Annotated in this window: 18 protein-coding genes; 14 read left to right on the forward strand and 4 right to left on the reverse strand. The window is 68.0% G+C overall.

Features of this window, described 5'->3' with window-relative positions; translation table 11 throughout:
• Positions 1-112 precede the first annotated feature (112 nt).
• Positions 113-2224, forward strand: a complete 2112-nt coding sequence (locus F0U60_RS04205; RefSeq protein WP_395814199.1) for a CHASE domain-containing protein — start codon at positions 113-115, stop codon at positions 2222-2224.
• Here the strand turns inward: F0U60_RS04205 and F0U60_RS04210 are convergent.
• Complete coding sequence (locus F0U60_RS04210; protein WP_395814202.1) at positions 2188-3732, reverse strand: alpha/beta hydrolase family protein; 1545 nt, start codon at positions 3730-3732, stop codon at positions 2188-2190. The genes F0U60_RS04205 and F0U60_RS04210 overlap by 37 nt on opposite strands.
• 72 nt (positions 3733-3804) lie before the next feature.
• Positions 3805-4599 (reverse strand): endonuclease/exonuclease/phosphatase family protein, encoded by a 795-nt coding sequence (locus F0U60_RS04215; protein WP_395814205.1) that lies wholly within the window; start codon positions 4597-4599, stop codon positions 3805-3807.
• A 311-nt stretch (positions 4600-4910) separates the two neighbouring features.
• Here F0U60_RS04215 and mmsA point away from each other — a divergent pair, with 311 nt between their 5' ends.
• The 9 genes from mmsA to F0U60_RS04260 all read left to right on the forward strand — a co-directional run bounded on the left by mmsA (position 4911) and on the right by F0U60_RS04260 (position 14937).
• Entirely contained in the window at positions 4911-6395 is a 1485-nt protein-coding gene (mmsA, locus tag F0U60_RS04220; RefSeq protein WP_395814208.1) for a CoA-acylating methylmalonate-semialdehyde dehydrogenase, read from the forward strand.
• Between the two features lie 57 nt (positions 6396-6452).
• Positions 6453-7706: a GTP cyclohydrolase II gene (locus F0U60_RS04225; protein ID WP_395814212.1), complete on the forward strand. Its 1254-nt coding sequence runs from the start codon at positions 6453-6455 to the stop codon at positions 7704-7706.
• A complete protein-coding gene (locus F0U60_RS04230; protein ID WP_395814215.1) occupies positions 7699-8889 on the forward strand; it encodes a URC4/urg3 family protein in 1191 nt (396 codons plus the stop codon). Before F0U60_RS04225 ends, F0U60_RS04230 begins: the two co-directional genes overlap by 8 nt.
• A 76-nt stretch (positions 8890-8965) precedes the next feature.
• Positions 8966-9604 (forward strand): uracil phosphoribosyltransferase, encoded by a 639-nt coding sequence (gene upp, locus F0U60_RS04235; RefSeq protein ID WP_395825966.1) that lies wholly within the window; start codon positions 8966-8968, stop codon positions 9602-9604.
• 75 nt (positions 9605-9679) lie between these two features.
• Positions 9680-10969 carry an AHH domain-containing protein gene (locus F0U60_RS04240; protein WP_395814218.1) on the forward strand — a complete coding sequence of 430 codons (1290 nt, stop codon included), beginning with the start codon at positions 9680-9682 and terminating at the stop codon, positions 10967-10969.
• Between the two features lie 16 nt (positions 10970-10985).
• Positions 10986-11549: an imm11 family protein gene (locus F0U60_RS04245; RefSeq protein ID WP_395814221.1), complete on the forward strand. Its 564-nt coding sequence runs from the start codon at positions 10986-10988 to the stop codon at positions 11547-11549.
• Positions 11550-11614: 65 nt separating this feature from the next.
• On the forward strand, positions 11615-12928 hold the full coding sequence (locus F0U60_RS04250) for an AHH domain-containing protein (protein ID WP_395814224.1): 1314 nt from the start codon (positions 11615-11617) through the stop codon (positions 12926-12928).
• Between the two features lie 15 nt (positions 12929-12943).
• On the forward strand, positions 12944-13507 hold the full coding sequence (locus F0U60_RS04255) for an imm11 family protein (protein ID WP_395814227.1): 564 nt from the start codon (positions 12944-12946) through the stop codon (positions 13505-13507).
• A 287-nt stretch (positions 13508-13794) separates the two neighbouring features.
• Complete coding sequence (locus tag F0U60_RS04260; protein ID WP_395814230.1) at positions 13795-14937, forward strand: hypothetical protein; 1143 nt, start codon at positions 13795-13797, stop codon at positions 14935-14937.
• A 28-nt stretch (positions 14938-14965) separates the two neighbouring features.
• Here the strand turns inward: F0U60_RS04260 and F0U60_RS04265 are convergent, their stop codons facing one another.
• Positions 14966-15631, reverse strand: a complete 666-nt coding sequence (locus tag F0U60_RS04265; RefSeq protein ID WP_395814233.1) for a sterol desaturase family protein — start codon at positions 15629-15631, stop codon at positions 14966-14968.
• Positions 15632-15895: 264 nt separating this feature from the next.
• Here F0U60_RS04265 and F0U60_RS04270 point away from each other — a divergent pair, with 264 nt between their 5' ends.
• The 3 genes from F0U60_RS04270 to F0U60_RS04280 all read left to right on the forward strand — a co-directional run bounded on the left by F0U60_RS04270 (position 15896) and on the right by F0U60_RS04280 (position 20102).
• A complete protein-coding gene (locus tag F0U60_RS04270) occupies positions 15896-17197 on the forward strand; it encodes a c-type cytochrome (RefSeq protein ID WP_395814236.1) in 1302 nt (433 codons plus the stop codon).
• A gap of 10 nt (positions 17198-17207) precedes the next feature.
• Positions 17208-18854, forward strand: coding sequence for a M55 family metallopeptidase (locus F0U60_RS04275; RefSeq protein WP_395814239.1), 1647 nt, complete (start codon positions 17208-17210; stop codon positions 18852-18854).
• Between the two features lie 273 nt (positions 18855-19127).
• A complete protein-coding gene (locus tag F0U60_RS04280) occupies positions 19128-20102 on the forward strand; it encodes a hypothetical protein (RefSeq protein WP_395814242.1) in 975 nt (324 codons plus the stop codon).
• 15 nt (positions 20103-20117) lie between these two features.
• On the opposite strand, the gene F0U60_RS04285 is transcribed toward F0U60_RS04280, so the two are convergent.
• Positions 20118-21521 carry a cytochrome P450 gene (locus F0U60_RS04285; protein WP_395814245.1) on the reverse strand — a complete coding sequence of 468 codons (1404 nt, stop codon included), beginning with the start codon at positions 21519-21521 and terminating at the stop codon, positions 20118-20120.
• A 162-nt stretch (positions 21522-21683) separates the two neighbouring features.
• Here F0U60_RS04285 and F0U60_RS04290 point away from each other — a divergent pair, with 162 nt between their 5' ends.
• Positions 21684-22232 carry a molybdenum cofactor carrier protein gene (locus tag F0U60_RS04290; protein WP_395814248.1) on the forward strand — a complete coding sequence of 183 codons (549 nt, stop codon included), beginning with the start codon at positions 21684-21686 and terminating at the stop codon, positions 22230-22232.
• Positions 22233-22316 lie beyond the last annotated feature (84 nt).

Consider the following 22316-nt stretch of genomic DNA (forward strand, 5'->3'; position numbering starts at 1 on the left):
ATGGAGCCAGGACTCCTGGTCGTTAGAAGGTGTCCCTCTGCGATTCTCCGTGACGAAACTCCTCCGCCATCCCCGTCTCCATCGTCTCCCGCGGCACCTTGTACCCGTGGGCGTGCTCGCTCTCTCGCTGTTGCTCACCGTCTGTGTGAGCCTGCTGCTGAACGCGAACGTACGGGCGAGGGACCAGGCGCGTTTCAACAACCTGGTGCAGTCGACCTCCGACCGAATCCTGCGTCGGCTGGATACCTATATTGCGCTCCTTCAGGGGACGGAGGGGCTGTTCGCCACGCAGCAAGAGGTATCGCCGGACGAGTTCTCTGCCTTCGTCCAACTCTTCGAGCTCCAGACACACTACCCAGGCATCCAGGGCCTCGGCTTCTCCCAGCGTCTCTCGGATGAGCACCACTCCATCGTCCTGCTGGAGCCGCGGGACTCGCGCAACCAGGCGGCCATGGGCTACGACATGTACTCCGAGCCCAACCGCCGTGAGGCCATGGCGCGCGCCCGCGATACCGGGCAGCCCGCTCTCAGCGCCAAGGTGACGCTCAAGCAGGAAATCCACGAGAGGAAGCAGGCGGGCTTCCTCCTGTACCTGCCCGTCTATCGCGGTGGCCAGACGCCGGCCACGGTGGAGGCGCGGCGCGAGGCGCTCGTCGGCTTTGTCTACAGCCCCTTCCGCGCGGATGATCTGCTCAACGGCATCTTCGGTATCGAGCACAAGCCGCGCGTGAGCTTCCAGGTCTACGACGGCACGGCGGTGGCCCCGGAGCACCTGCTGCACGTCTCGCATGACCCGGAGGCCCTGGCGCGCGAGCCCATGTTCACCACCACGAAGACACTCACCGTGGCAGGACGTTCCTGGACGCTCACCTTCGCCTCGTTGCCGAGCTTCGACGAGACGGCCTCGGAGTTCGTGGTGGTGCCCTCCCTGGTGGCGGGCGTGCTGGTGAGTCTGGCCTTCTTCTTCCTGACGCGTGCTCAGGTGCGGGCGCGTGAGGCGGCGGAGCGGAGCACGGATGAGCTGCGCGTGGCGCTCGCCGAGCGGGCCCGCGTGGAGGTGCAGCTGCGCGAGGCAGACCGGCGCAAGGACGACTTTCTCGCCATGCTCGCACACGAGCTGCGCAACCCCCTGGCCCCGGTGCTCACCGCCGTCCAGCTCATGGAGCGCAAGCTGCAATCCGGTCTGAGCACCGAGCGGGAGCGTGAAGTGGTGGAGCGCCAGGTGCACCACATGCGCCGCCTGGTGGATGACCTGCTCGACGTGTCGCGGGTGACGCGGGGAAAGATTCACCTCCAGAAGCGTCCGGTGGAGCTGGTGGCCGCGGTGGGACGCGCGGTGGAGTCGGCGCGGCCCTTCGCCGAGTCACGAGAGCACACGCTGCGCGTGGAGCTGCCGAGGGGGCCGTTGTGGATGGAGGCGGATCCGGTACGTCTCGAGCAGGTGCTCTCCAACCTGCTGCACAACGCGGCCAAGTACTCGGAGCCTGGAGGTCGCATCACCCTCACGCTGGCGCGCGAGGCCGGGGAGGCGGTGGTGCGAGTGGCGGACACGGGCATGGGCATCCCCGCCGAGGCGCTGCCCCACCTCTTCGAGCCCTTCATGCAGGTGGCGCGCACGTTGGACCAGGCACAGGGAGGCCTGGGTCTGGGGCTGACGTTGGTGAAGCGGCTGGTCGAGATGCACGGCGGTCGCGTGGAGGTGGCGAGCGAGGGCGTGGGACAGGGCAGCGTCTTCTCGGTGCGCCTGCCGCTGCTGCCCGCGGAGCGTATTCCAGCGGAGCCCGAGGAAGAGCGTCTCGAGCAAGATGTGCCCGAGGAGAGCCGCCGCGTGCTCGTGGTGGACGACAACGAGGATGCCGCTGAGATGCTCGGCGAGGTGCTGGAAATGGACGGCCACCGGGTGACGGTGGTCCACGACGGCATGGCGGCGCTGGAGTGTCTGGATGCGCTCCAGCCCGAGGTGGTCTTCCTCGACATCGGCCTGCCGGGGATGGATGGGTATGAGGTGGCTCGCCGGATACGGCAACGGACGACGGGCGCGGGCCTCCGGCTGGTGGCCATCACCGGTTACGGGCAGGCCTCGGACCGGAAGCGCTCACGCGAGGCGGGCTTCGACGCGCACCTTGTCAAACCCGTGGAGCTTGATGCGGTGCGCGCGCTGGTGGCGGACCTCGGCCGGCTTCCCGGTCAGCGGGAGTGCACCTTCAACGTGACCTCCGGGTAGTCCCCCGAGCCACCCTGGAGGAGCGGAGACTCGCCGCCGCCCTTCACCGTCTCGTCCGCGAAGGCGAGTACCCAGGCGCGGGTGATGGCTGCGGCTCGCTCCGCTGGCGCGAGTGTCCCCGTCTCGAGCGTGTCGGCGGTCACCTTGGAGTTGTAGCTCCTCATCAGCTCCAGGAGGAGCGGCATGTCCGAGAAGGTGAGGTGCCCGGACTGGGAGACCGAGACCTCGTAGACCCGGGCCCGTCTGTCCTTGATGAAGGAGCGATGGGTGCCGTCGTCGGCTGCCTGGGTGTGCACCAGGAGGAACGGCTGGCCGATGCCCTTCTCCCAGGAGCCCTGGAAGGTGCCGTCGATGTTGGAGCAGGCGCGTACGCCCGGCTCCTGCTGACAGACGAGCGTCGACGCGGCGCCGCCGATGGAGTGGCCGAACACGCCGATTCGCTCGAGGTCGAGCTTCCCGGTGAAGCGCCCCGAAGCGTCTCCTGCGTCGAGCGCACGCACCTGGGAGAGGACGAAGCGCAGGTCCGCCACCGTCGTGTCGAAGAAGGGCGTCCCGAAGAGGCCTCCGGGATCCTCGGTGTTGGGGGCGTAGCGGCCATCCGGGAAGATGACGGCGCCGGTGGTGTACGTGTGCGAGGTGGCCACCACCACGTAGCCGTGACTGGCGAGCTCCTCCAGCAGCGACGTGTAGAAGGTGGGCGAGAAGCCCGCTCCAGGCGAGAAGAGGATGACGGGGAAGCGGGCGTCGGCCGCGAGCGGCGCCTCCGCCACGGCGTGGGCGTGGACGAAGTCCAGCGTGCGCGCGGGGGTGTCGAAGTTGCCTCCCGTCATCTGGGCGATGCCCTCGCGGCGCACGAGGAAGTAGGGCGCGGGTTGGGCCCGGAGCTGGGACGTGGCGGGGTACCACACGCGCACCATCAGCTCGCGCTTGTCGCGTTTGGCTTCGGAGAACTCCTCCTCGCGCGAGGTGTCCACCCAATGGAAGGTGGTGGTGCCCACGGCATACAGGCCGGTGGGGGCCGGCAGCCGAGCGAGGAGGTGGTCCGAGGCCTGGGCCCGATCGCAGCCGCTCACCTCGACACCCGAGTGGGTTTTCGCGTCCAGCTTCAGACGGCTCACCTCGGCGTGCAGGACGCCCTGCTCCACGAGCGTGGGCCGAGGGAAGCGCAGCACGGCGTCCACCTGACCGTCCCCGTTCACGTCCTCCTCGCGGAGTGTCTTCTCGGCGGAGACGCTCGGGGCGGAGCCGTCCGGGTCGGACAGCGAGGCAGTGGCTGGGTCCAGCGTGCGCGCGTCGAGCGTGGCGTCTCCGAGGACGGCCACCTCGAGGGCGTCGGTGCCCGACAGCTCCACGGCATTCGGGTACACGCCCGGGAGCACGTCGAGCGCCGTGGTTCCTGTGCAGACCTCGGGAAGCGGCTCTGGAGGTGGCTTCTTGCCGCCGCATCCAGTGACGAGCACTGTGACGGCGGCGAGCGAGGTGAACAGCTGAGATGACTTCGAGAACATGAGGAGCCCCCCAGGCGCGGTGTGATGACGAATGACGTCGCGCGGGATGAACACCACGGGTTCGTGCGTGTGTCACCTGTTTCGTGGCTGCTCGAAGCCGAAGAACGCGCGGACCGGGTAGTGGTCCGAGCCTCCCGAGCGGAGCACCCGGGCCTCCGAGAAGGTGAGTCCTCGCCCGAGGATGTGATCGATCTCCACCACCGAGGGGAGGGCGGTGTTCGCTCCGGGCCAGGTGTTGCCACATGAGGCCTTGGGCCCGTCACAGGAGTGGACGAACCCCGCAGCGGCGAAGGCCTTCATCGCGGCGGCCTGACGGCCCTCGTTCATGTCCCCGAGGAGCAGCAGGGGCTTCTCTTCCTTCTCGTAACGCTTCATCAGCGCCTCGCCCTGCCTCTCGCGCAGCTTCGCGTTCTTCTCGAGTGACTCGAGCAGCGTCTCGGAAGGGCTGTGCTTCGCTCCGGGCGCCATGAGGTGCACGCACACCATCTTCAACTCCCGCCCGCCGAGCTTCACGTCGGCCTCCATCGCGGGCAGGCGGTGGGGTTTCTCCGGGAAGCGCTCGGTGCGCAGCAGGGGATGACGGCTCGCGATGCCCACGCCCCAGGTGCCCTTGCGCGGCGCGAGCACGGTGTGTGGGTATTGCTTGCCGAGCCTTTTCCGGAAGGCCTGGGCGAAGCCTGGCGTCAGCTCGCGCAGGCAGAGGAGGTCGGGCATTTCCTTCTCGATGACATCGAGCGACTTCTCCACGTCCTCCGCGGGTGCCTCATAGAGGACGTTGTAGGTCATGGCCTTGAAGGGCCTGGCGGGATGGGGCGCGTCTGCGTGGGCCGATACGAGGGCCAGCACCGCGAGCAGGGGGGCGTGCATGCCTCCGCATGAGTGCAGGAACAGGACCAGGGGATTCGCGGCGCGGCTGTGGCTCCAGGGAGTCACGCCCGTGGTTCCCGGGACGCGCGAGCGTGGCCCAGGAGACGTCATCTCCGTCTCTGTGCACCATGACGCGGTGTGTTTGTGTCTGGAAATGGACCCACTTTTCCATTCCTTCGACTCCCCCCCGGTTGCCGGGTTCTCCCTGTTTGGAGTTATGATCTCACGTGACTCAGTCGTCACGGTGGTCGTCACATCCGAGCCCCCGTGACTCAGTCATGACAGTGGTCGTCACAGTGGGGGGAGTGCACGTGTCCTTTGTCCAGTTGCCCGAGAGCGTTGCCACCTGCCGTAACCTCGTGGGAGGCGAGTGGCTCGTTCCGCGGGATGCCTCACTTCTCGACGTGCACAGCCCCTATACGGGAAGCATCATCGGCCGAGTGCCGATGACGCCTGCCGAGGGGGTGGCGCAGGCGGTGGAGGCCGCACGAGCCGCGGCGCCCGGCTGGCGCGCCACGCCGCTGCGCGAGCGCACCGTGCTCATGGCGCGCTTCCGCGCGCTGCTCGAGTCCAACCTGGAGCGGCTGTCCCAGCTCGCCGCGAGCGAGGCCGGCAAGACGGTGGCCGAGGCCCGAGCGGGCCTGCTCAAGGGGCTGGAGGTGTGTGACTTCGCCCTGTCGCTGCAGAACCTGGACACCGGCGGTGGAATGGAAGTGAGCCGCGGCGTCAGCTGCGAGTTCCGGCGCGAGCCGCTCGGCGTGGTGGCGGGAATCACTCCCTTCAACTTCCCCGCCATGGTGCCGCTGTGGATGTTCCCCATCGCGGTGACGGTGGGCAATGCCTTCATCCTCAAGCCCTCGGAGAAGGTGCCGCTCACCGCGTGCGCGCTCGGAGAGCTCATGGTGGAGGCGGGCATTCCGCGCGGTGTCTTTTCGGTGGTGCACGGCGGGCGCGAGACGGTGGAGTCGCTGGTGGCCCACCCAGACGTGCGCGCGGTGGGCTTTGTCGGCTCGTCCGCTGTGGCGCGGCGCGTGTACGCGGAGGGCAGCGCGCAAGGCAAGCGCGTGCTGGCGCTCGGCGGTGCGAAGAACCACCTCATCGTCGTCCCCGACGCGGACGAGTCCCTCACCGCGCAGGCCGTGGTGGACTCCTTCACCGGGTGCGCCGGCCAGCGCTGCATGGCCGCCAGCGTGCTGCTCGCGGTGGGGGAGGTGGGGCACATCCTCGAGCAGGTGGTGGAGCGCGCCTCGCGGTTGGAGGTGGGGCCCGGCATGGGCGCCATCATCGACCGGGCGAGCCTCTCTCGCCTGGAGACGGCGATCGCCACGGCGGAGCGGGCTGGGGCGCGGGTGCTGCTGGATGGGCGCGGGAAGAAGCCCGCGGGTGAGAAGTGGGCGGGCGGGTACTGGCTCGGCCCCACGATTCTCGACGGAGTGAGCCCGGAGATGGAGGCGGCCCAGCGCGAGCTGTTTGGCCCGGTGCTGTCCATCGTCCGCGTGCCCACGCTGTCAGCGGCGCTCGAGGTGGAGAACGCCTCACCCTATGGCAACGCGGCGTCTGTCTTCACGACCAACGGCGCGGTGGCGCAGGCGGTGGTGGAGGGCGCGCGCGTGGGCATGGTGGGCGTCAACGTGGGCGTGCCCGTGCCTCGCGAGCCTTTCTCCTTTGGCGGCGTGGGCGAGTCCAAGTTCGGCCACGGCGACATCACGGGCACGTCCAGCCTGGGGTTCTGGACGGACCTGAAGAAGGTCACACGCAAGTGGACCACTCGTACCGACGGCAGCTGGATGAGCTGACGCGTTTCCCCCGCTGTTTCACTTCCACCGCAGCGCGCACTCCGAGGAGGGCGCCTCATGTCCGACAAGAAGCCCGTCAATCACATCCGTCTCACCTCGCACCCTGACAGCGATTCCCAGGCCGTTCCCATTCGTTGGGGAGAGCCCGAGCCGCTGCGCCGGGGTCCCGTCATCGCCACGCTGACGGAGCCCGCGCACCGCAACGTCATCGGCACGCACTCGGGCTCGTACGCCATCTACCGAGCCGTCGCCGTGGCCGCCGGTCAGCTACCGCACGACCATCGGGCGGACCTCACCAACACCGCGCCTGCCGAGCAGATTGGTCCGCACAAGGCCTGGTTTGACCCCGAGCGCATCGTCTCGATGGACCCGTGGGGCGCGGTGGCGCCGCAGGCCTTCCGCGCGTTCATGGACCAGGGCATGGACATCCGGCCCACCATCGCCATCACCCGCGCGCACATCAACATGCCCGAGCTGCGCGATGCCATCACCGCTGGGCGCCTCAAGCCAGACGGCAGGATTCTCTGCGCCAACGGGGACGTGAGCGTGGTGAAGGCCGCGGTGGAGCCGGTGTGGTACCTGCCCGGCATCGCGAAGCGCTTCGGCCTCACCGAGGCGGCGCTGCGCCGCGGGCTCTTTGAGCAGACCGGCGGCATGTTCCCCGAGCTGATTACCCGCTCGGACCTGGAGGTCTTCCTGCCGCCGATTGGCGGGTTGACGCTCTATTTCTTCGGGGACATGGGCACCATCTCCAACCCGGAGGTACCGCTGGCGGTGCGCGTGCACGACGAGTGCAACGGCTCGGACGTGTTCGGCAGTGATATCTGCACATGTCGGCCTTACCTCACGCACGGAATCGAGGTGTGCATCCAGACGGCGCAGGAGGGAGGGGCGGGCGTCATCGTCTACTCGCGCAAGGAGGGCCGCGCGCTGGGCGAGGTGACGAAGTTCCTCGTGTACAACGCACGCAAGCGCCAAGAGGGTGGGGACTCGGCGGCCACCTACTTCCACCGCACTGAGTGCGTGGCCGGCGTGCAGGACATGCGCTTCCAGGAGCTGATGCCGGACGCGCTGCACTGGCTGGGCATCACCCGCATCCACCGCTTCGTATCCATGAGCGACATGAAGCACGACGCCATCGTCCGCTCGGGCATTGAGATCCTCGAGCGCGTGCCGATTCCGGAGGAGCTCGTCCCCGCCGACGCCAAGGTGGAGATGGAGGCGAAGAAGGCCGCTGGCTACTTCACCACGGGCAAGGTGGCCTCGAAGGAGGAGCTCATGGAGGTGAAGGGCAGGGCGCTCGATGCGTGAGGCCTCTACCACTGTTGCGTACCTGCGGAGCCCGCGCGCCATCCGCGAGCGTTGCCGGGCCTTGTTGGAGCTGGGGCTCGCCGGGAAGCTGGAGCACTTCCGCGTGGACATGGATCGGCTGCCAGCCGTGGCGGACTACGTGCTGGACGTCACCCGCGCGACGTACCCCACGCTGGAGATTCCAGTGCACAGCCGCTGGGGACACTTCGACGTGGGAGGAGTGCGGCGCAACGCGGAGCTGGATGCGCGTCTGGCCTCGCTGCCGCCCGCGGAGCGGGCTCGGGCGAAGCTGGACCTGGTCGTCACGAGCGTGTTGCTGGATGCGGGCAGTGGGCCCACGTGGAAGTACGAGGAGCCCGGTGGGGGCACGTATGCGCGCTCCGAGGGCCTGGCGGTGGCCAGCTTCCGCATGTTCATGGCGGGGGCGTTCTCCTCGGATCCGAGCCAGCCGCTGCGCGCGGACGCCGAGGGGTTGCGGCGCTTGAGCCTCGATGCGCTGGCGCGGGGCTTCCAGGTGACAGAGGCCAACCCGCTGGCGGGCCTGGAGGGGCGGCTCGCGCTGCTGCACGGGCTGGGGCACGCGCTGCCGAGGCCCGGGGCACTTTATGATCAGCTCGTGGAGCGAGGTCCACGGGTACCCGCTGCACAGGTGCTGGGACGGGTGCTGGAGTCGCTTGGCCCCATCTGGCCGGGACGCATCACGCTGGACGGGGTGAACCTGGGAGACGTGTGGTGGCACTCGGCGCTGGGGCCCGACGACAGCCCGGAGGCGTTGGTGCCCTTCCACAAGCTGTCGCAGTGGCTGACGTACTCGCTGCTGGAGCCACTGGAGGAGGGCGGCATCACGGTGACGGAGCTGGACGCGCTCACCGGGCTGCCCGAGTACCGAAACGGTGGCCTGCTGGTGGACCTGGGCGCGCTGGCGCCGAGGGAGGCGCGGCTGCTGAGGGACGCCTTCGCACCGGGAGCGGAACCCATCGTGGAGTGGCGCGCGCTGACGGTTGCGCTGCTGGACGAGGTGGCGAAGCGGGTGCGCGAGCGGCTGGGGAAGACGGCGGAGGAGCTCCCGCTGGCGAAGGTGCTGCAAGGGGGGACGTGGAGCGCGGGGAGACGCATCGCCTCGGAGAAGCGCCCGGGAGGCACACCGCCGATCCGCATCGAGAGCGACGGGACGGTGTTCTGATAACCCCCTCTCCCTCTGGGAGAGGGTTGGGGTGAGGGTATTCCTTTTACTCGAGCCGAAGAACGAGGAGGCAGCCGTGACGTACCCGGACAACTGCACCGTGGTGGACCACCCGCTGGTGAAGCACAAGCTGACGCTGATGCGGCGCAAGGACACGAGCACGGCCTCGTTCCGCGCGTTGTTGCAGGAGATCTCCCTGCTGCTCGCCTACGAGGCGATGCGGGACTTGAAGCTGACAGAGGAGACCATCGAAACGCCGATGATGGAGATGCGCGCACCGGTGCTGGAGGGCAAGAAGCTGGTGCTGGTGGCGATTCTCCGAGCGGGACAGGGCATCCTGGACGGGATGCTGCAGCTGGTGCCGAGCGCCCGCGTGGGTCACATCGGTCTGTATCGAGATCCCAAGACACTGACGGCGGTGGAGTACTACTACAAGGTGCCGAACCAGCTGGCGGACCGAGACGTCATCGTGTGTGATCCGATGCTGGCGACGGGGAACTCGGCGGTGGCGGCGCTCAACCGCATCAAGCGGAGCAAGCCCGGGAGCCTGCGTTTCGTGTGCCTGCTGGCGTGCCCCGAGGGCCTGACCAACTTGCGCGAACACCACCCGGACGTGCGTGTCTTTACCGCTGGGGTGGATGAGAAGCTCAACGAGCACGGCTATATCCTGCCGGGCCTGGGCGATGCGGGCGATCGGCTCTTCGGCACGCGGTAGCGCGCGTCAGGTGGTGCGGCAACACGAGGGCATGCATGCTGCCGCGCTATGCGGAGAACCCTCTCATGGCCGCACGTGGCTGTGGCGCTGTTGCTGCTGGTGCCTGTTTCATGCGCCGTGTCTCCGGGGGGTGCTCCCCCTGGGGCGGGTCGTGAGGCGGAGCCGAAGGTTGTACAGGTAGACGCGCTCTCCGGTGGGAAGCTCCGGCTCTCCTTCGAGCCGGTGGAGTCCGAGCCGGCCCTGGAGCGGGTGCGTGTGAAGGAGGCGAGAGCGGCCCTCGCATTCTTCCAGGACTCCTTCCGAGTGACGGAGAAGCCACGTACTCGCTCCCGGCTCGTGCTGGTATCGACGGGAGGGGGAGGGGGCCAGCCCGCGGAGTGGGAGTCGCGGTTGAGGCAGGAGTACCTGTCGAGGTACGGCCCGCCGCTGCTGCCCATGCCTGAGTCAATGGAGCAGAGCCGGCTCTTCCTGGCGCTGAAGCTCTCACCTGGGTACATGGGCGAGGGGGTGAGGGAAGCGGCGCAGGAGTTGTTCAGCTCGCCGGTGTTCCTCTCGGGAGTGGCGCTGTCGGTGCTGGTGTACTTCGCGGCATGGCTGGCGCCGGAGCCCGTCTTCACCAAGGCCTTCGTGGCGACGCTGACGCTGAGGCTGACGCTGGCGGTGGGTGCGGTGGAGCTCACGCAGGTGGCACGGGCCTGCGTGCGGCTGTACCAGGAGGCGGAGGCAGCGAGGACGGTGCAGGAGCTCGAAGCGGTGGCGGAGCGCTTCGGTAGGGCGATGGGAGGCACGGGGCTGAGGGTGCTGATGCTGGTGGCGAGCATGGGAGTGGCGAAGGGGCTACCCGGGGTGCCCGAGGGAGGACTCGGGGCGCTGTTGCGCTCGCCGAGGTTCGCGATGCCCGGGGGCATGACGGTGCAAGGAGCGGCGACGGTGCAGATGGTAGCGGATGGAACGGTCCTGGTGACGGGAGTGGCGGCGGGGACGGCTGCGGCCACGGTGGGCAGTGCCTGTGCCGACGGTACCGAGGCGAAGGAGGGCTACCACTGGCACCACCTGGCCACCAACAAGAACGACATCTCGACAGTGTCAGGCGGACCCTGGACGCCCCTGTTCAAGAGGCTCTTCGCGAAGGCCGGGATGAGCCTGGACGCGGCTGAGAACCTCATCTACCTCAAAGGCCACAAAGGCCCCCACCCCGAGGAGTACCATGAAGTGGTGTACAACAGGCTCCGCGCGGCGCTCGAAGACTGCGGGACGGTTTCGCACTGCAAAGACAAGCTGATGGAGACGCTCAAGAAGATCGCCGATGAAACATGCACGCCCGGTTCTCGACTTCACCAACTGGTGACCAGGTCTCAGGATTGACACTGGAGCGGCCATCATGCCCAGGTACTACGATTTGAGAGATGCCAGGCAACATCCAGGACGCTGGCATCTTGGCGGCCCTGTTGATGAGCGGGGCGAAGACATCAACCCCTGGCAGTTCTTCAAGGGCAGGCGTCTTGAGCTGGAGTGCGTGCCTCTGCTTCCTCTCGACGTTCCCGGGCATGAGCTGGACTTCAGTTGGGCTGCCTTCTCCATCCCCGTGGTTAACAGTCGTTTCGTCCGTCTCTTCGAGTGTCTGGGCATCCAGGACGTGCAGTTCATTTCCGTTCAAGTAGAGGGTCATGCCGGGCCCTTCTTCATCCTCAACACGCTGCGCACCATCCGCTGCATCGACGATGCCCGGTGCGAGGAGGCCCTTTACTGGCAACCAGAGGATGGCCAGCCGGAGAAGGTGGGCAGGTATCGCTCTGTCGTGGGAATGCGTATCGACCCGACGAAGGTGGGCGACGCGCGCATCTTCCGCACCTGGGGCTGGTCACAGGGCCTCATCATCTCCGAGGAACTCAAGCAGGCGATGGAGCAGGAAGGTCTCACCGGTACGCGGTTCGTCGAAGTGTGAGGCGTCTTACCAAGACGGGACGTGTCATACGCCCGGCACCCGGGGGAAGAGCATGCTGTTGGCACATGAGCGTTCCTGTCCTGTCGCGTACGGCCGTGGCGCTGTTGCTGCTGGTGCCTGTTTCATGCGCCGTGTCTCCGGGGGGTGCTCCCCCTGGGGCGGGCCGTGAGGCGGAGCCGAAGGTTGTACAGGTAGACGCGCTCTCCGGTGGGAAGCTCCGGCTCTCCTTCGAGCCGGTGGAGTCCGAGCCGGCCCTGGAAGGGGTGCGAGTGAAGGAGGCGAGAGCGGCCCTCGCATTCTTCCAGGACTCCTTCCAAGTGGCGGAGAAGCCACGTACTCGCTCTCGGCTCGTGCTGGTATCGACGGGAGGGGGAGGGGGCCAGCCCGCGGAGTGGGAGTCGCGGTTGAGGCAGGAGTACCTGTCGAGGTACGGCCCGCCGCTGCTGCCCATGCCTGAGTCAATGGAGCAGAGCCGGCTCTTCCTGGCGCTGAAGCTCTCACCTGGGTACATGGGCGAGGGGGTGAGGGAAGCGGCGCAGGAGTTGTTCAGCTCGCCGGTGTTCCTCTCGGGAGTGGCGCTGTCGGTGCTGGTGTACTTCGCGGCATGGCTGGCGCCGGAGCCCGTCTTCACCAAGGCCTTCGCGGCGACGCTGACGCTGAGGCTGACGCTGGCGGTGGGGGCGGTGGAGCTCACGCAAGTGGCACGGGCCTGCGTGCGGCTGTACCAGGAGGCGGAGGCAGCGAGGACGGTGCAGGAGCTCGAAGCGGTGGCGGAGCGCTTCGGTAGGGCGATGGGAGGCACGGGGCTGAGGGTGCTGATGCTGGTGGCGAGCATGGGAGTGGCGAAGGGGCTACCCGGAGTGCCCGAGGGAGGACTCGGGGCGCTGTTGCGCTCGCCGAGGTTCGCGATGCCCGGGGGCATGACGGTGCAAGGAGCGGCGACGGTGCAGATGGTAGCGGATGGAACGGTCCTGGTGACGGGAGTGGCGGCGGGGACGGCTGCGGCCACGGTGGGTAGTGCCTGTGCCGACGGTACCGAGGCGAAGGAGGGCTACCACTGGCACCACCTGGCCACCAACAAGAACGACATCTCGACGGTTGCCGGCGGACCTTGGACGCCCAGGTTCGAGGAACTCTTCGCGCTCGCGGGGATGAGCCTGGATGCGGCGGAGAACCTCATCTACCTCAAGGGCCATAAAGGTCCTCATCCAGAGGAGTACCATGAAGCGGTGTTCGAGAGGCTCAACAGGGAACTCCGAGGCTGCGGAACCGTTGCTCGATGCAGAGCCAAGCTGCTGGAGGCGCTCGGGAAGATCGCGGAGGAGGTTTGCACTCCTGGGTCACGGCTCCACCGACTGGTGACAAAGTCGAGAGACTGAACTGGAGCGGAACGCGTGCTCAAGTACTACGTGCTGAAGGATGACATGCGCATCACGGGGCGCTGGCACCTGCGACACCCCGTGGATGAACACGGACAGAAAATAGCTCCCTGGCAGTTCACCCAGAGCCATCGGATCGCGCAGCAAGGCGCCATCCGGTTTCCCGTGAGGCCCGACGGGCTGGCACTGGACTTCACCTTGGATGCCTTCCTCATCCCCGTGGTCCACTATCGCGTCGTCCAGCTCTTCGAGCGTCTGGGCATTCAGGAGGTGCAATTCCTTCCTGCGCAGGTTGAAGGCCATGCGGGGCCCTATTTCATTCTCAACACCCTGCGTGTCATCCGATGCATCGACGATGACCAGTGCGAAGAGGTGCAGTATTGGATGCCGGAGGACGGCGAGCCCGAGCGGGTGGGCGAGTACCGATTCGTCGCGGGCCTGAGGATTGACCCGACGAAAGTAGAAGGAGCCCGCATCTTCCGTCCCTGGGGCTGGCCGCTAGCCCTCATCATCTCCGAGGAACTCAAGCAGGCGATGGAGCAGGAAGGTCTCACCGGCACGCGGTTCGTCGAAGTGTGAACGCGGGGCTCGGGATTGATTTCGGCCCGGACCGCGGTTACCTTCTTTGAGCGATGATTCTCCTGACGTGCCAGCGTCGATTTAGCCGCCCCCCGAGCCCCACCAGGTGCCGGGAGGCCGTGCTGCGTCGCTAGCTCGTTCTCCCTCGGTGGATCGCCTCTCGGCGTGACGCCCACCTGGACCAGGGGTTCGGGGGGTGTCCGAGCGTGGCGCCGCCTCCTCCTCTCCTCGAGGACCGGGCGTCGCCTGGAGCTGTCTTCCTTCCACTCCAGTCCGAGAGCCCTTCCATGTCCGTTTGCATCCTCAGCACCGACGCTGTTCGCCGTGCCCTGTCCATTCGTGACCTGACTGACCCCTCCTCCGGCCCTCATGCCATGCAGCGTCTTGTCGATGACGTGCTCGCCGCCCTCCGCGAGGCGTGGCGCTGCGACGTGCGGCTGCACCGGCAGAGCCCCATCGTCTCCGTCTCTGACAATTACGACCGGCTGCGCTACCCGCCTGACGGTGTCGCCCGCGACGCGCGCTATACGCGCTACGTCTGTGACACCGCGCTGCTGCGCACCCAGACCTCGGCGATGATTCCGCCGCTGCTGCGCCAGCTCGCCTCCTCGCCCCAGTCATCCGAGGACGTGCTGCTCGCTTGTCCCGGGCTCGTCTACCGCCGCGACTGCATTGACCGCTTGCACACCGGTGAGCCCCACCAGATGGACCTCTGGCGCATCCGGCGGGGTGCTCCGCTCGGAGTCGAGGACCTGCGCCACATGGTGGAGACGGTCGTGCGAGCGCTGCTCCCCGGGTGCGAGTCGCGTGTCACCCCGGCTCGGCATCCGTACACCACGGACGGACTGCAGATTGACGTCCTCCAAGGCGGCGAGTGGGTGGAGATTGGCGAGTGTGGTCTCGCTCACCCTGAGCTGCTCGCGGAGAGCGGGCTCGATACGGCGCGCGTCTCGGGGCTCGCCATGGGATTGGGGATGGATCGCATCCTCATGCTGCGCAAGGGCTTGGACGACATCCGCCTGCTGCGTGCTGAGGATCCACGCATCTGCTCGCAAATGCTCGACCTGGAGCCTTACCGCGAGGTGTCCTCCATGCCCGCGGTGCGCAGAGACCTGTCCCTTGTACTCGAGGGGGACGCCACCTCCGAGGAGCTCGGAGACGTGGTGCGCGCCGCGCTCGGCGCCCAGGCCGAGGTGGTGGAAGCCGTCGAGGTGCTCTCGGAGACGCCCTATGAGGCGCTGCCGTCCGCCGCCGTGCAGCGGCTCGGCATCTCACCCGGTCAGAAGAACGTGCTGCTGCGCGTGGTGCTGCGCGCGCTCGACCGCTCGCTCACCCATGCCGAGTGCAACGAGCTGAGAGACCGCATCTACGCGGCCCTGCACCGGGGCTCCGCCTGGCAATGGGCGGCGGCCTCCGCCGCTCACCCTTGAGGCATGCCCCGGTGGTGCACGGCGGGGACTACTCCGCCGTGTTGCCGCCCGTGGACTGCTTCGCCGCCTCGCGAGCCGCCTGCCCGCGCACCTGCATCGAGCCTATCAGCACGTCAATCCACCGGTGGCTGATGCCGAAGTTCTTGTCCGGGCAGGCGAAGTGGTGCGCCATGTGGTGCGCGCGCAGCGCCTTGCCCCAGTTGGTCCACGGCTTCTTGTAGTGCACCGCCCAGTGCAGGTAGTCGTAGACGAGGTAGCCGACCACGATGCCGCAGAAGTACGGAATCGTGGCGTCCGGCCGACCCACCAGCCACAGCAGCCCGCCGATGACGATGGCCAGCGGGATGCTCGCGCCTAGCGGCATCACCAGCCGCTGAGGATCATCGGGGTACGTGTGGTGGTAGCCGTGGATGATGGCGTGAAAGCGCCGGGTCAGCGGCCCGTTCCCCTCCCAGTGGAAGAGGTTGCGGTGCAGCGTGTATTCCATGAAGCACCACGTGAGGTACCCCAGGACTCCGAACAGGGCGATCTTTCCCACGGTGGTGGTTCCGCTCCACAGCCCCCAGGCCAGCAGGCCCATGACGATGGGGATGTAGAAGACGAAGGGAACGACAGGGTGGATTTTCGAGGCGGCTTCGAGGAAGTCGTTCTCGAACATCCTCCCGGAGGAGTGGCGCACGTATTCGGTCTTCATGGCCGTACCAGCTTGAATGAGGGGTGTCGGTAGGGGCCGGCCCCCGGAAGGGCAACAGGGGTGTTGCCAGGCGGATACCGCCGCCGCCCTCCTTATATACCCCCGGGGCCGGAAGGCGACGCCACGAAAATGCCGGGCTCCTCCCACCCCGTGTCCGGTGGGCCGCGTCCGCTTCCCCTGCCTCCTCGGGGTACGGGCGGACGGGCGGTGTCTACCGCTAAACCTGGAGTTACGGCATTCTGGATTTCCTGGAGGTTGTGAAGGATGCACCGTCGAGTCTCGAGCGCCGTGTATGGCACCTTGCTGGTGGGCAGTGCCCTGTTGTCCGGGTGCGCGAGTGTCGCCAACACCGCCTATCCCCCCATTCGGGCGGATATGTCCTCCGAGGCTCTCGCGCGCGGTGAGAGTATTTTTCGGGGCGCCTGCGAAGGCTGCCACCGGGGGCCCGACGCGGAGCGTGTCACCGGTGCGCCCATGAAGGATGCGCCCGGGTGGCTCGGCTCCCTCTATACCGCCAACCTCACCGCCCATCCCACCGCGGGCATCGGCTCGGCGAAGGACGAGGAGCTCGCCCGCGTCATCCGCTACGGCGTGAGCCGCGACGGGCGTCTCATCCCCATGCCGTCGTCCATCATGGGCGACAAGGATCTCGCGGCCGTGCTGGGCTTCATGCGCTCCCAGCACCCGCTCTTCGAGGCCGATGCCACCGTGGCGCCGCGCACGGAGTTCTCCTTCTTCGGGGGCCTGGCCTACCGGATGGTGTCTCGCGTGCCTGAGCATCCCGCTTCGGGCATGCCCGTGCCTCCCAAGGGCCCCACCGTGGAGTATGGCCGCTACATGGCCAGCGTCCTCGACTGTGCCGGCTGCCACACGGACAGCTTCGACCCGAAGGACGCCGACGGGCCCAAGGGCTTCTCTGGTGGTCGCGAGTTCCTCGGCGCCGATGGCAAGCCCATCCACTCCAGCAACATCACCTTCGATGCCACCGGCATCCAGGGGTGGAGCCTCGAGGACTTCACGCGCGCCGTGCGTGACGGGCTCGCGCCCGGGGCCATTGTTCGCTTCCCCATGCCGCGCTACCGCGGCGCGGATGACGTGGACATGAAGGCGCTCTACGAGTACCTGCGCTCGCTGCCCCCGCGCCGCCACGAGGTGCCCGGTGCACGGCCCCGCACCGCTCCTGCCGCGGAGGCTCCGTCCGCGGAGGTGACGTCGGACTCCCTGTCCACGCGGGCGCTGGAGCCGGGCTCGCTCGTGCGCACCTCGGCGTCCGCCGAGCTCGTGGAGCTCGTGCTCGCGCAGGCCGGGCCCCGGAAGGACGTGGACGCCGCTGCCCTCTTCTCTCGGCTGGGGTGCACGCTGTGCCATGCCCCGGGCGCGCGCTACCACGAGCGCATCGTCAATGCCGCCGGCAAGCCCGAGCAGGAGTTGGTGAAGTGGATCCGCAACCCGGAGAAGTTCGTCCCCGGCACCGCCATGCCCACGTACGCCTCGCTCATCGACGAGCCTACGGCGCTTGTGCTGGCCAGGTGGATCAAGGCTGGCGGCCCCAAGGCGGGTAAGTAGGAGGTACGTCATGGGCGGGCGCCGGGCGTTGCTCGTGGTCGACCTTGAGGGCGTGGCCGGCGTGGACACTCCCAACGCGCTCATCTTCGGGACGCCGGAGTACGTGCGCGCCCAAGCCCTGCTGACGGCGGAGGTGAACGCCGCGGTGGAGGGCTTGCTCGCCGCGGGCTTCCAGCGCGTCCGGGTGAGCGACAGCCACCTGTCCGGCTCCGGAGAGACGAACCTGCTGCTTGAGGCGCTGCACCCCGCGGTCGAGCCGTTTTTCCTCGAGGAGGACGCGTATGCGCCCTCCTTCTTCGAGGACGTCCACGCGGTGGCCTGTATGGGGATGCATGCGGAGGCGGGGCTCGCGGGCTTCTGCGCGCACACCGTGGACCTGGTGGGCGCATGGACCTGCGCTGGTCGGGGGTTGTCGGAAGCGGATCTCGTGCTGGCGCTCGCGGCGGAGGCGGGCGTGCCCGCGGTGTTCGTCTCTGGCGACGACGTGCTGGAGGCTCGGCTCGGTGGGCGCGTGGGCTACGTGCGCACCAAGGTGGCCCTGTCCTCCACCCGGGCGGACTCGCGCTCTCCCGAGGAGGTGCTCCCAGCGCTGACCCGCGCCGCCGCGCTGCCAGGCCGTCCCGTGGAGCCGCTCCCGGACGCGCCGCTCGTCCTCACCTTCAAGAGCGGACACCAGGCGGCGCTCGCGGCGGAGACAGGCGCCCGGCGGGTGGACCGCTATCGGGTGGAGGTGGAGGGGCGCACCTTCCGTGAGCGCTACACCCGAGCCCTGCGCGCCGCGTCGGCCGCGAGCTCGGTGTTGGGGCAAGCCGTGGCGGGTGAGCCCGGCAGTGCCGACTTCCTGCGTGATGCCGCGGCCCTCTTCCGTCTGCCGGGGCCTCCCTCGCACCCGCGCCCTCCGAAGATGGAGGCGGTGGATCGAGCGCTACGGGCCTTCCTCTCCTTGACGGAGGGGGGAAGTGACGAGGCGCGGGCGCTGCGCGCGCTGACGCTGCACATGCTGGAGGGCCACGCGCCCAGGGTCTTCGCGCGGCGGGAGCTGGGGCCCACGCTGGAGGCCGCGGTGGCTGCCCTGGCGGAGGTCCCTCTGACGCTCCCCGCGGGGTTGTCTCCAGAGGCGGGTATGTCCCGCGTCGACGCCTGGTACGTGCGTCGCGAGCGGGGTCTGCCTCACGCGCCGCTGGTGCCTCACGTCCTCCGGGCCTACCTGGAGCATCTCGACAACGAGCTCTATGGCCTCTACGCGTGGTTGCTGGGGGAGATGGCCGCCACGTGTGGCCTGGACGTGCGCTTGTCCATCCCCGAGCGGGCCTTCCGGGACTCGTCGCGTCTGTCGGACCTCTATTGGCTCACGCACCTGTTCCTGCTGGACACCCGCTACCTGCGCGCTCCCCCGAAGGATCCGAACACCGCGGCATGGACGGAGGAGCTGCTGGTGGCCACGCCCTGGGTAGTGGAGCAGGGCGACGCGGATTTGGCAGCAGAGGTGGCCTTCTGTCTCCAGTGCGTGGGCGAGGCCGAAGGCGGGGCCCACGAGGCGCTTCTGTCATTGATTGTCGAGCAGCAGCGGCCCGAAGGCGACTTGGGGGATGCCCATGCCACCGCGGGCGCGCTTCTCGCTTTCACAGGTGCTGAGGAAAGACTTTTCCCACGGTGAAGACCGGGTGACACCCCGAGTGGCCTCATCTTCCCGTCATAGGGAAAAGACTTTCCATCTGTGGGCAGTAGGGAAATGTGTGTAGGGCCTTTGTGTTGTTGCTCGTCTGACGCCAGAGAGAAGCAAACGTCGAGCGCCGCACGACCTCGCTGTCTACAGCGCACCTCTACGGCTTTCCTGGACTTCCGGCCCATGCCGGGAACCCAGCGCATAACCAACCTGGCGTTCGGCACCTGGTGAGCCCCAGGTGGCCGTGCGCTGGAGAGGTGAGGCATGGGTTTCACGTCTTTTGAGGGTCTGCTGAACGGGATGGCCGGGCGTGGGGCGGGTCGAAGCGTCGTGACGTGGGTGTTGGCGTCGACGCTCTCTCTGGTGGGGGCCACGGGTTGTGGGGTGCAGGAGCTGTCTGCCGAGGAGCAAGCGCTGTACATGCAGGAGCAGGCCATCCGGGAGGACAACGGGCTGTCGCTCAACGGGTTGTCACTCAACGGTTTGTCGCTCAATGGCCTGTCGCTCAATGGCCTGTCGCTCAACGGGCTGTCCACGACGGCATTCGCCAACTGGTTCAACGGCAATCCCGCGGCCCATGATCAGCTGATGCGCTACATGGTCCGCTGCGCGGTGCCGGCGGGTCAGACCCGCAGCTTCGTCAGCCAGCCCTCGGGTACCCTCTACACCTGGCAGGGCGGGCTGGGCCTGGCGCCGAGCTGGGCAAACGGGGCTCCGGCCACCGTGGCGGAGCAGCAGGTCATCTCCGCGTGCCTGGCGGCCCACGCCAACAACTATGGGCTGCACGTCCCCATCTCCGTGCTGGGGCGCGATGCGAACGGGGCGAACATCCCCTACTCGGCAGACGAGCTGGTGACCTTCTCCAGGAAGGAGTCGTGCTTCTTCGGCAACGTCTTCACGAACGAGGGGCTCTTTGCTGGCAATGATCGCAACGCGCTGAATGCGGAGGAGAGCACCTCGCGTCCGTGTGGCCTGAGGGGTTACGGGGAGCTCACGAACGAGGAGTGCACGCAGCTCAAGCGCATTGGCCAGTGTGAGCAGCACTGCTCATTGGATGCCAACGGTGCGTATTACACGCAGTGCACCGTCAACGGCGTGCAGTACAAGCCGATCACCACCCGCATGCGTACCCAGGACATCCACCGCTGCGGCGATGGCGTCTGCCAGCAGGGAGAGAGCTGCGGCTGGGGTACCACCGCCGACAGCTGCCGGAGCGACTGCGGCTCCTGCTCTCGCTGAGGGGCGCTGGGCGGCTCACCCCGTGCGTGAGCGCGCCTGGAGCACGTCCTTGCGGTGCTCCACGTGCATGGGCATGGGGCCGCGGGGACGCAGCGAGACGTGAGGCTCGGGTTCCACGGGGACGCCGGGCACCCCTCGCAGGCGGTAGCGCTGGGCCACCAGGGCGAGCACGAACTGCGCCTCCATCATCGCGAAGTTGTTGCCGATGCACTGGCGCTGCCCACCGCCAAAGGGCAGGTAGGCCCAGCGCGGCCGATCCTTGCTGTTCTCCGGGAGGAAGCGCGTGGGATCAAAGCGCTCCGGTTCGGGCCAGAAGTCCGGGTGGCGGTGGGTGACGTAGGGGACGAGGATGATGATGTCCCCCTTGGGAATCCGGTAGCCGTCCACCACGTCATCCTCCAGGGGTACGCGGGGGATGGCCCAGATGGGTGGGTAGAGGCGCATGGCCTCCTCAAAGACGCAGCCCACGTAGCGCAGCTTTGGCAGATCCACCACGGTGGGCACCCGCCCGCCGAGCGCCGCGTCCACCTCCGCGTGCAGGGTGGCCTCCACCTCGGGGTTCTGCTCCAGCAGGTGGAAGGTCCACGCGAGCGCGGTGGCCGTCGTCTCGTGGCCAGCCAGCAGTAGCGTCATCACCTCGTCGCGCAGCTGCGCGTCATTGAAGGAGTCGCCCGTATCCGCGTCGCTCGCGGCCATCAGCATGCCGAGCAAGTCATTGCCCGCGTCCGCCCCGGGCCCCTTCGCGCGGCGCTGGGAGATGATGCCCCGCACGATGGAGTCCAGCGTGTCCACCGCCTTGCGGAAGGCGCGGTTGTCGCGCGTGGGCAGCCGGTAGAGCCAGGGCAGGTAGGGCAGGGGGGAGATGATGCGCTCGTTGGTGACGGAGAGCGCGGTGGTGAAGGCGTCTCCCATGGTGCGGGTGTGCTCGCCCACGTCCACGCCGAAGAGCGAGCGCACCGCCACGGTGAGGGTGAGCTTCATCATCTCCTGGAACACCGGCAGCGGCTGGCCCGAGTTCGCCGCGGGCTCCCACGTCTGGAGTGTCTCGGTGATGGTGTCTGTCATCCTCCCGCTGAGCGCGGCCAGGCGCTCACGGTGGAAGGCGGGCTGGGCGAGCCGGCGCTGGCGCTTCCAGAAGTCACCCTCGGCGGTGAGCAGGCCGTTGCCCACCAGGGGGCGCGTCTTGTCGAAGACGGTTCCCTTTGTGTAGCGCGCGTTCGCGTCGGCGAGCACGTGCTTCACGTGGTCCGGGTGGGTGAGCTGCTCCACGTAGATGTAGCCCATGCGGTAGCGCACCACGTCGCCCAGTCGCTCGCGGCTCTTCAGGTACAGGCCGAGTGGATCGCTCGCGCGCTCGGGCAGGTGGCCCCAGAGCCAGTGACCAGGGGGCATGGGAGGCAGCGGTGCGGAGGTCGTCATGGTTTCCAGTCGGGCAGGAAAAGAAGGCGGCATTGTGTACGCCGCGCCGTGGTGGGGCCAGCGTACAGCGAGCGACTGACGGGACGTGACAGGTCCCCCTCCCCCTGACAGACGGCTAGGGTGAGGGCCATCCCCCCTCTCGTCCGCTCCAGGAGCATGGCCATGCGTACCCGGCGTGAAGTGATTGGTGTCCTGGGCTCGGGGAAGGAGGAGCACCGGGCCTGGGTGGAGCCGCTGGCGCGGTGGATTGCCGAGCGGGGCTTCCACCTGCTGACGGGGGCGGGAGGCGGGGTGATGCGCGCGGCGGCGGAGGCCTTCGTGGCGGTGGAGGGGCGCCAGGGGCTGTCGCTGGGCATCGTGCCGGGAGCGGTGGTGGACGGCGCGTGGAGCCCGAAGCCGGGCTACCCCAACGAGGCGGTAGAGGTGCCCATCCTCACGCACCTGCCGTTGAGCGGCGAGCAGGGGACGGAGCCGATGAGTCGCAACCACCTCAACGTGCTCACCGCGCACGCGTTGGTGGCGCTACCGGGAGGGGCGGGCACGGTGTCCGAGGCGGTGCTCGCGCTGCGCTACCACAAGCCCCTCATCCTCTTCGGCCCGCCCGAGGCCTTCCACGCCTTTCCCGCGGCGCTCGAGCGGACGCCCTCACTGGAGCGCGTGTGTGCCTTCCTTCTCTCCGCGCTGCGCCAGGGGCCCGCGGTGTCTGGCTAGAGGACGGGGGGTTCAGCGCTCGCCCAGGGCCTCCTCCAGCAGATCCGCGAGCAAGGACAGCAGGTGATGGAGCCTGCTCTCCGA

The organism is Archangium minus (assembly GCF_044360475.1).
Taxonomy (GTDB): domain Bacteria; phylum Myxococcota; class Myxococcia; order Myxococcales; family Myxococcaceae; genus Archangium; species Archangium minus.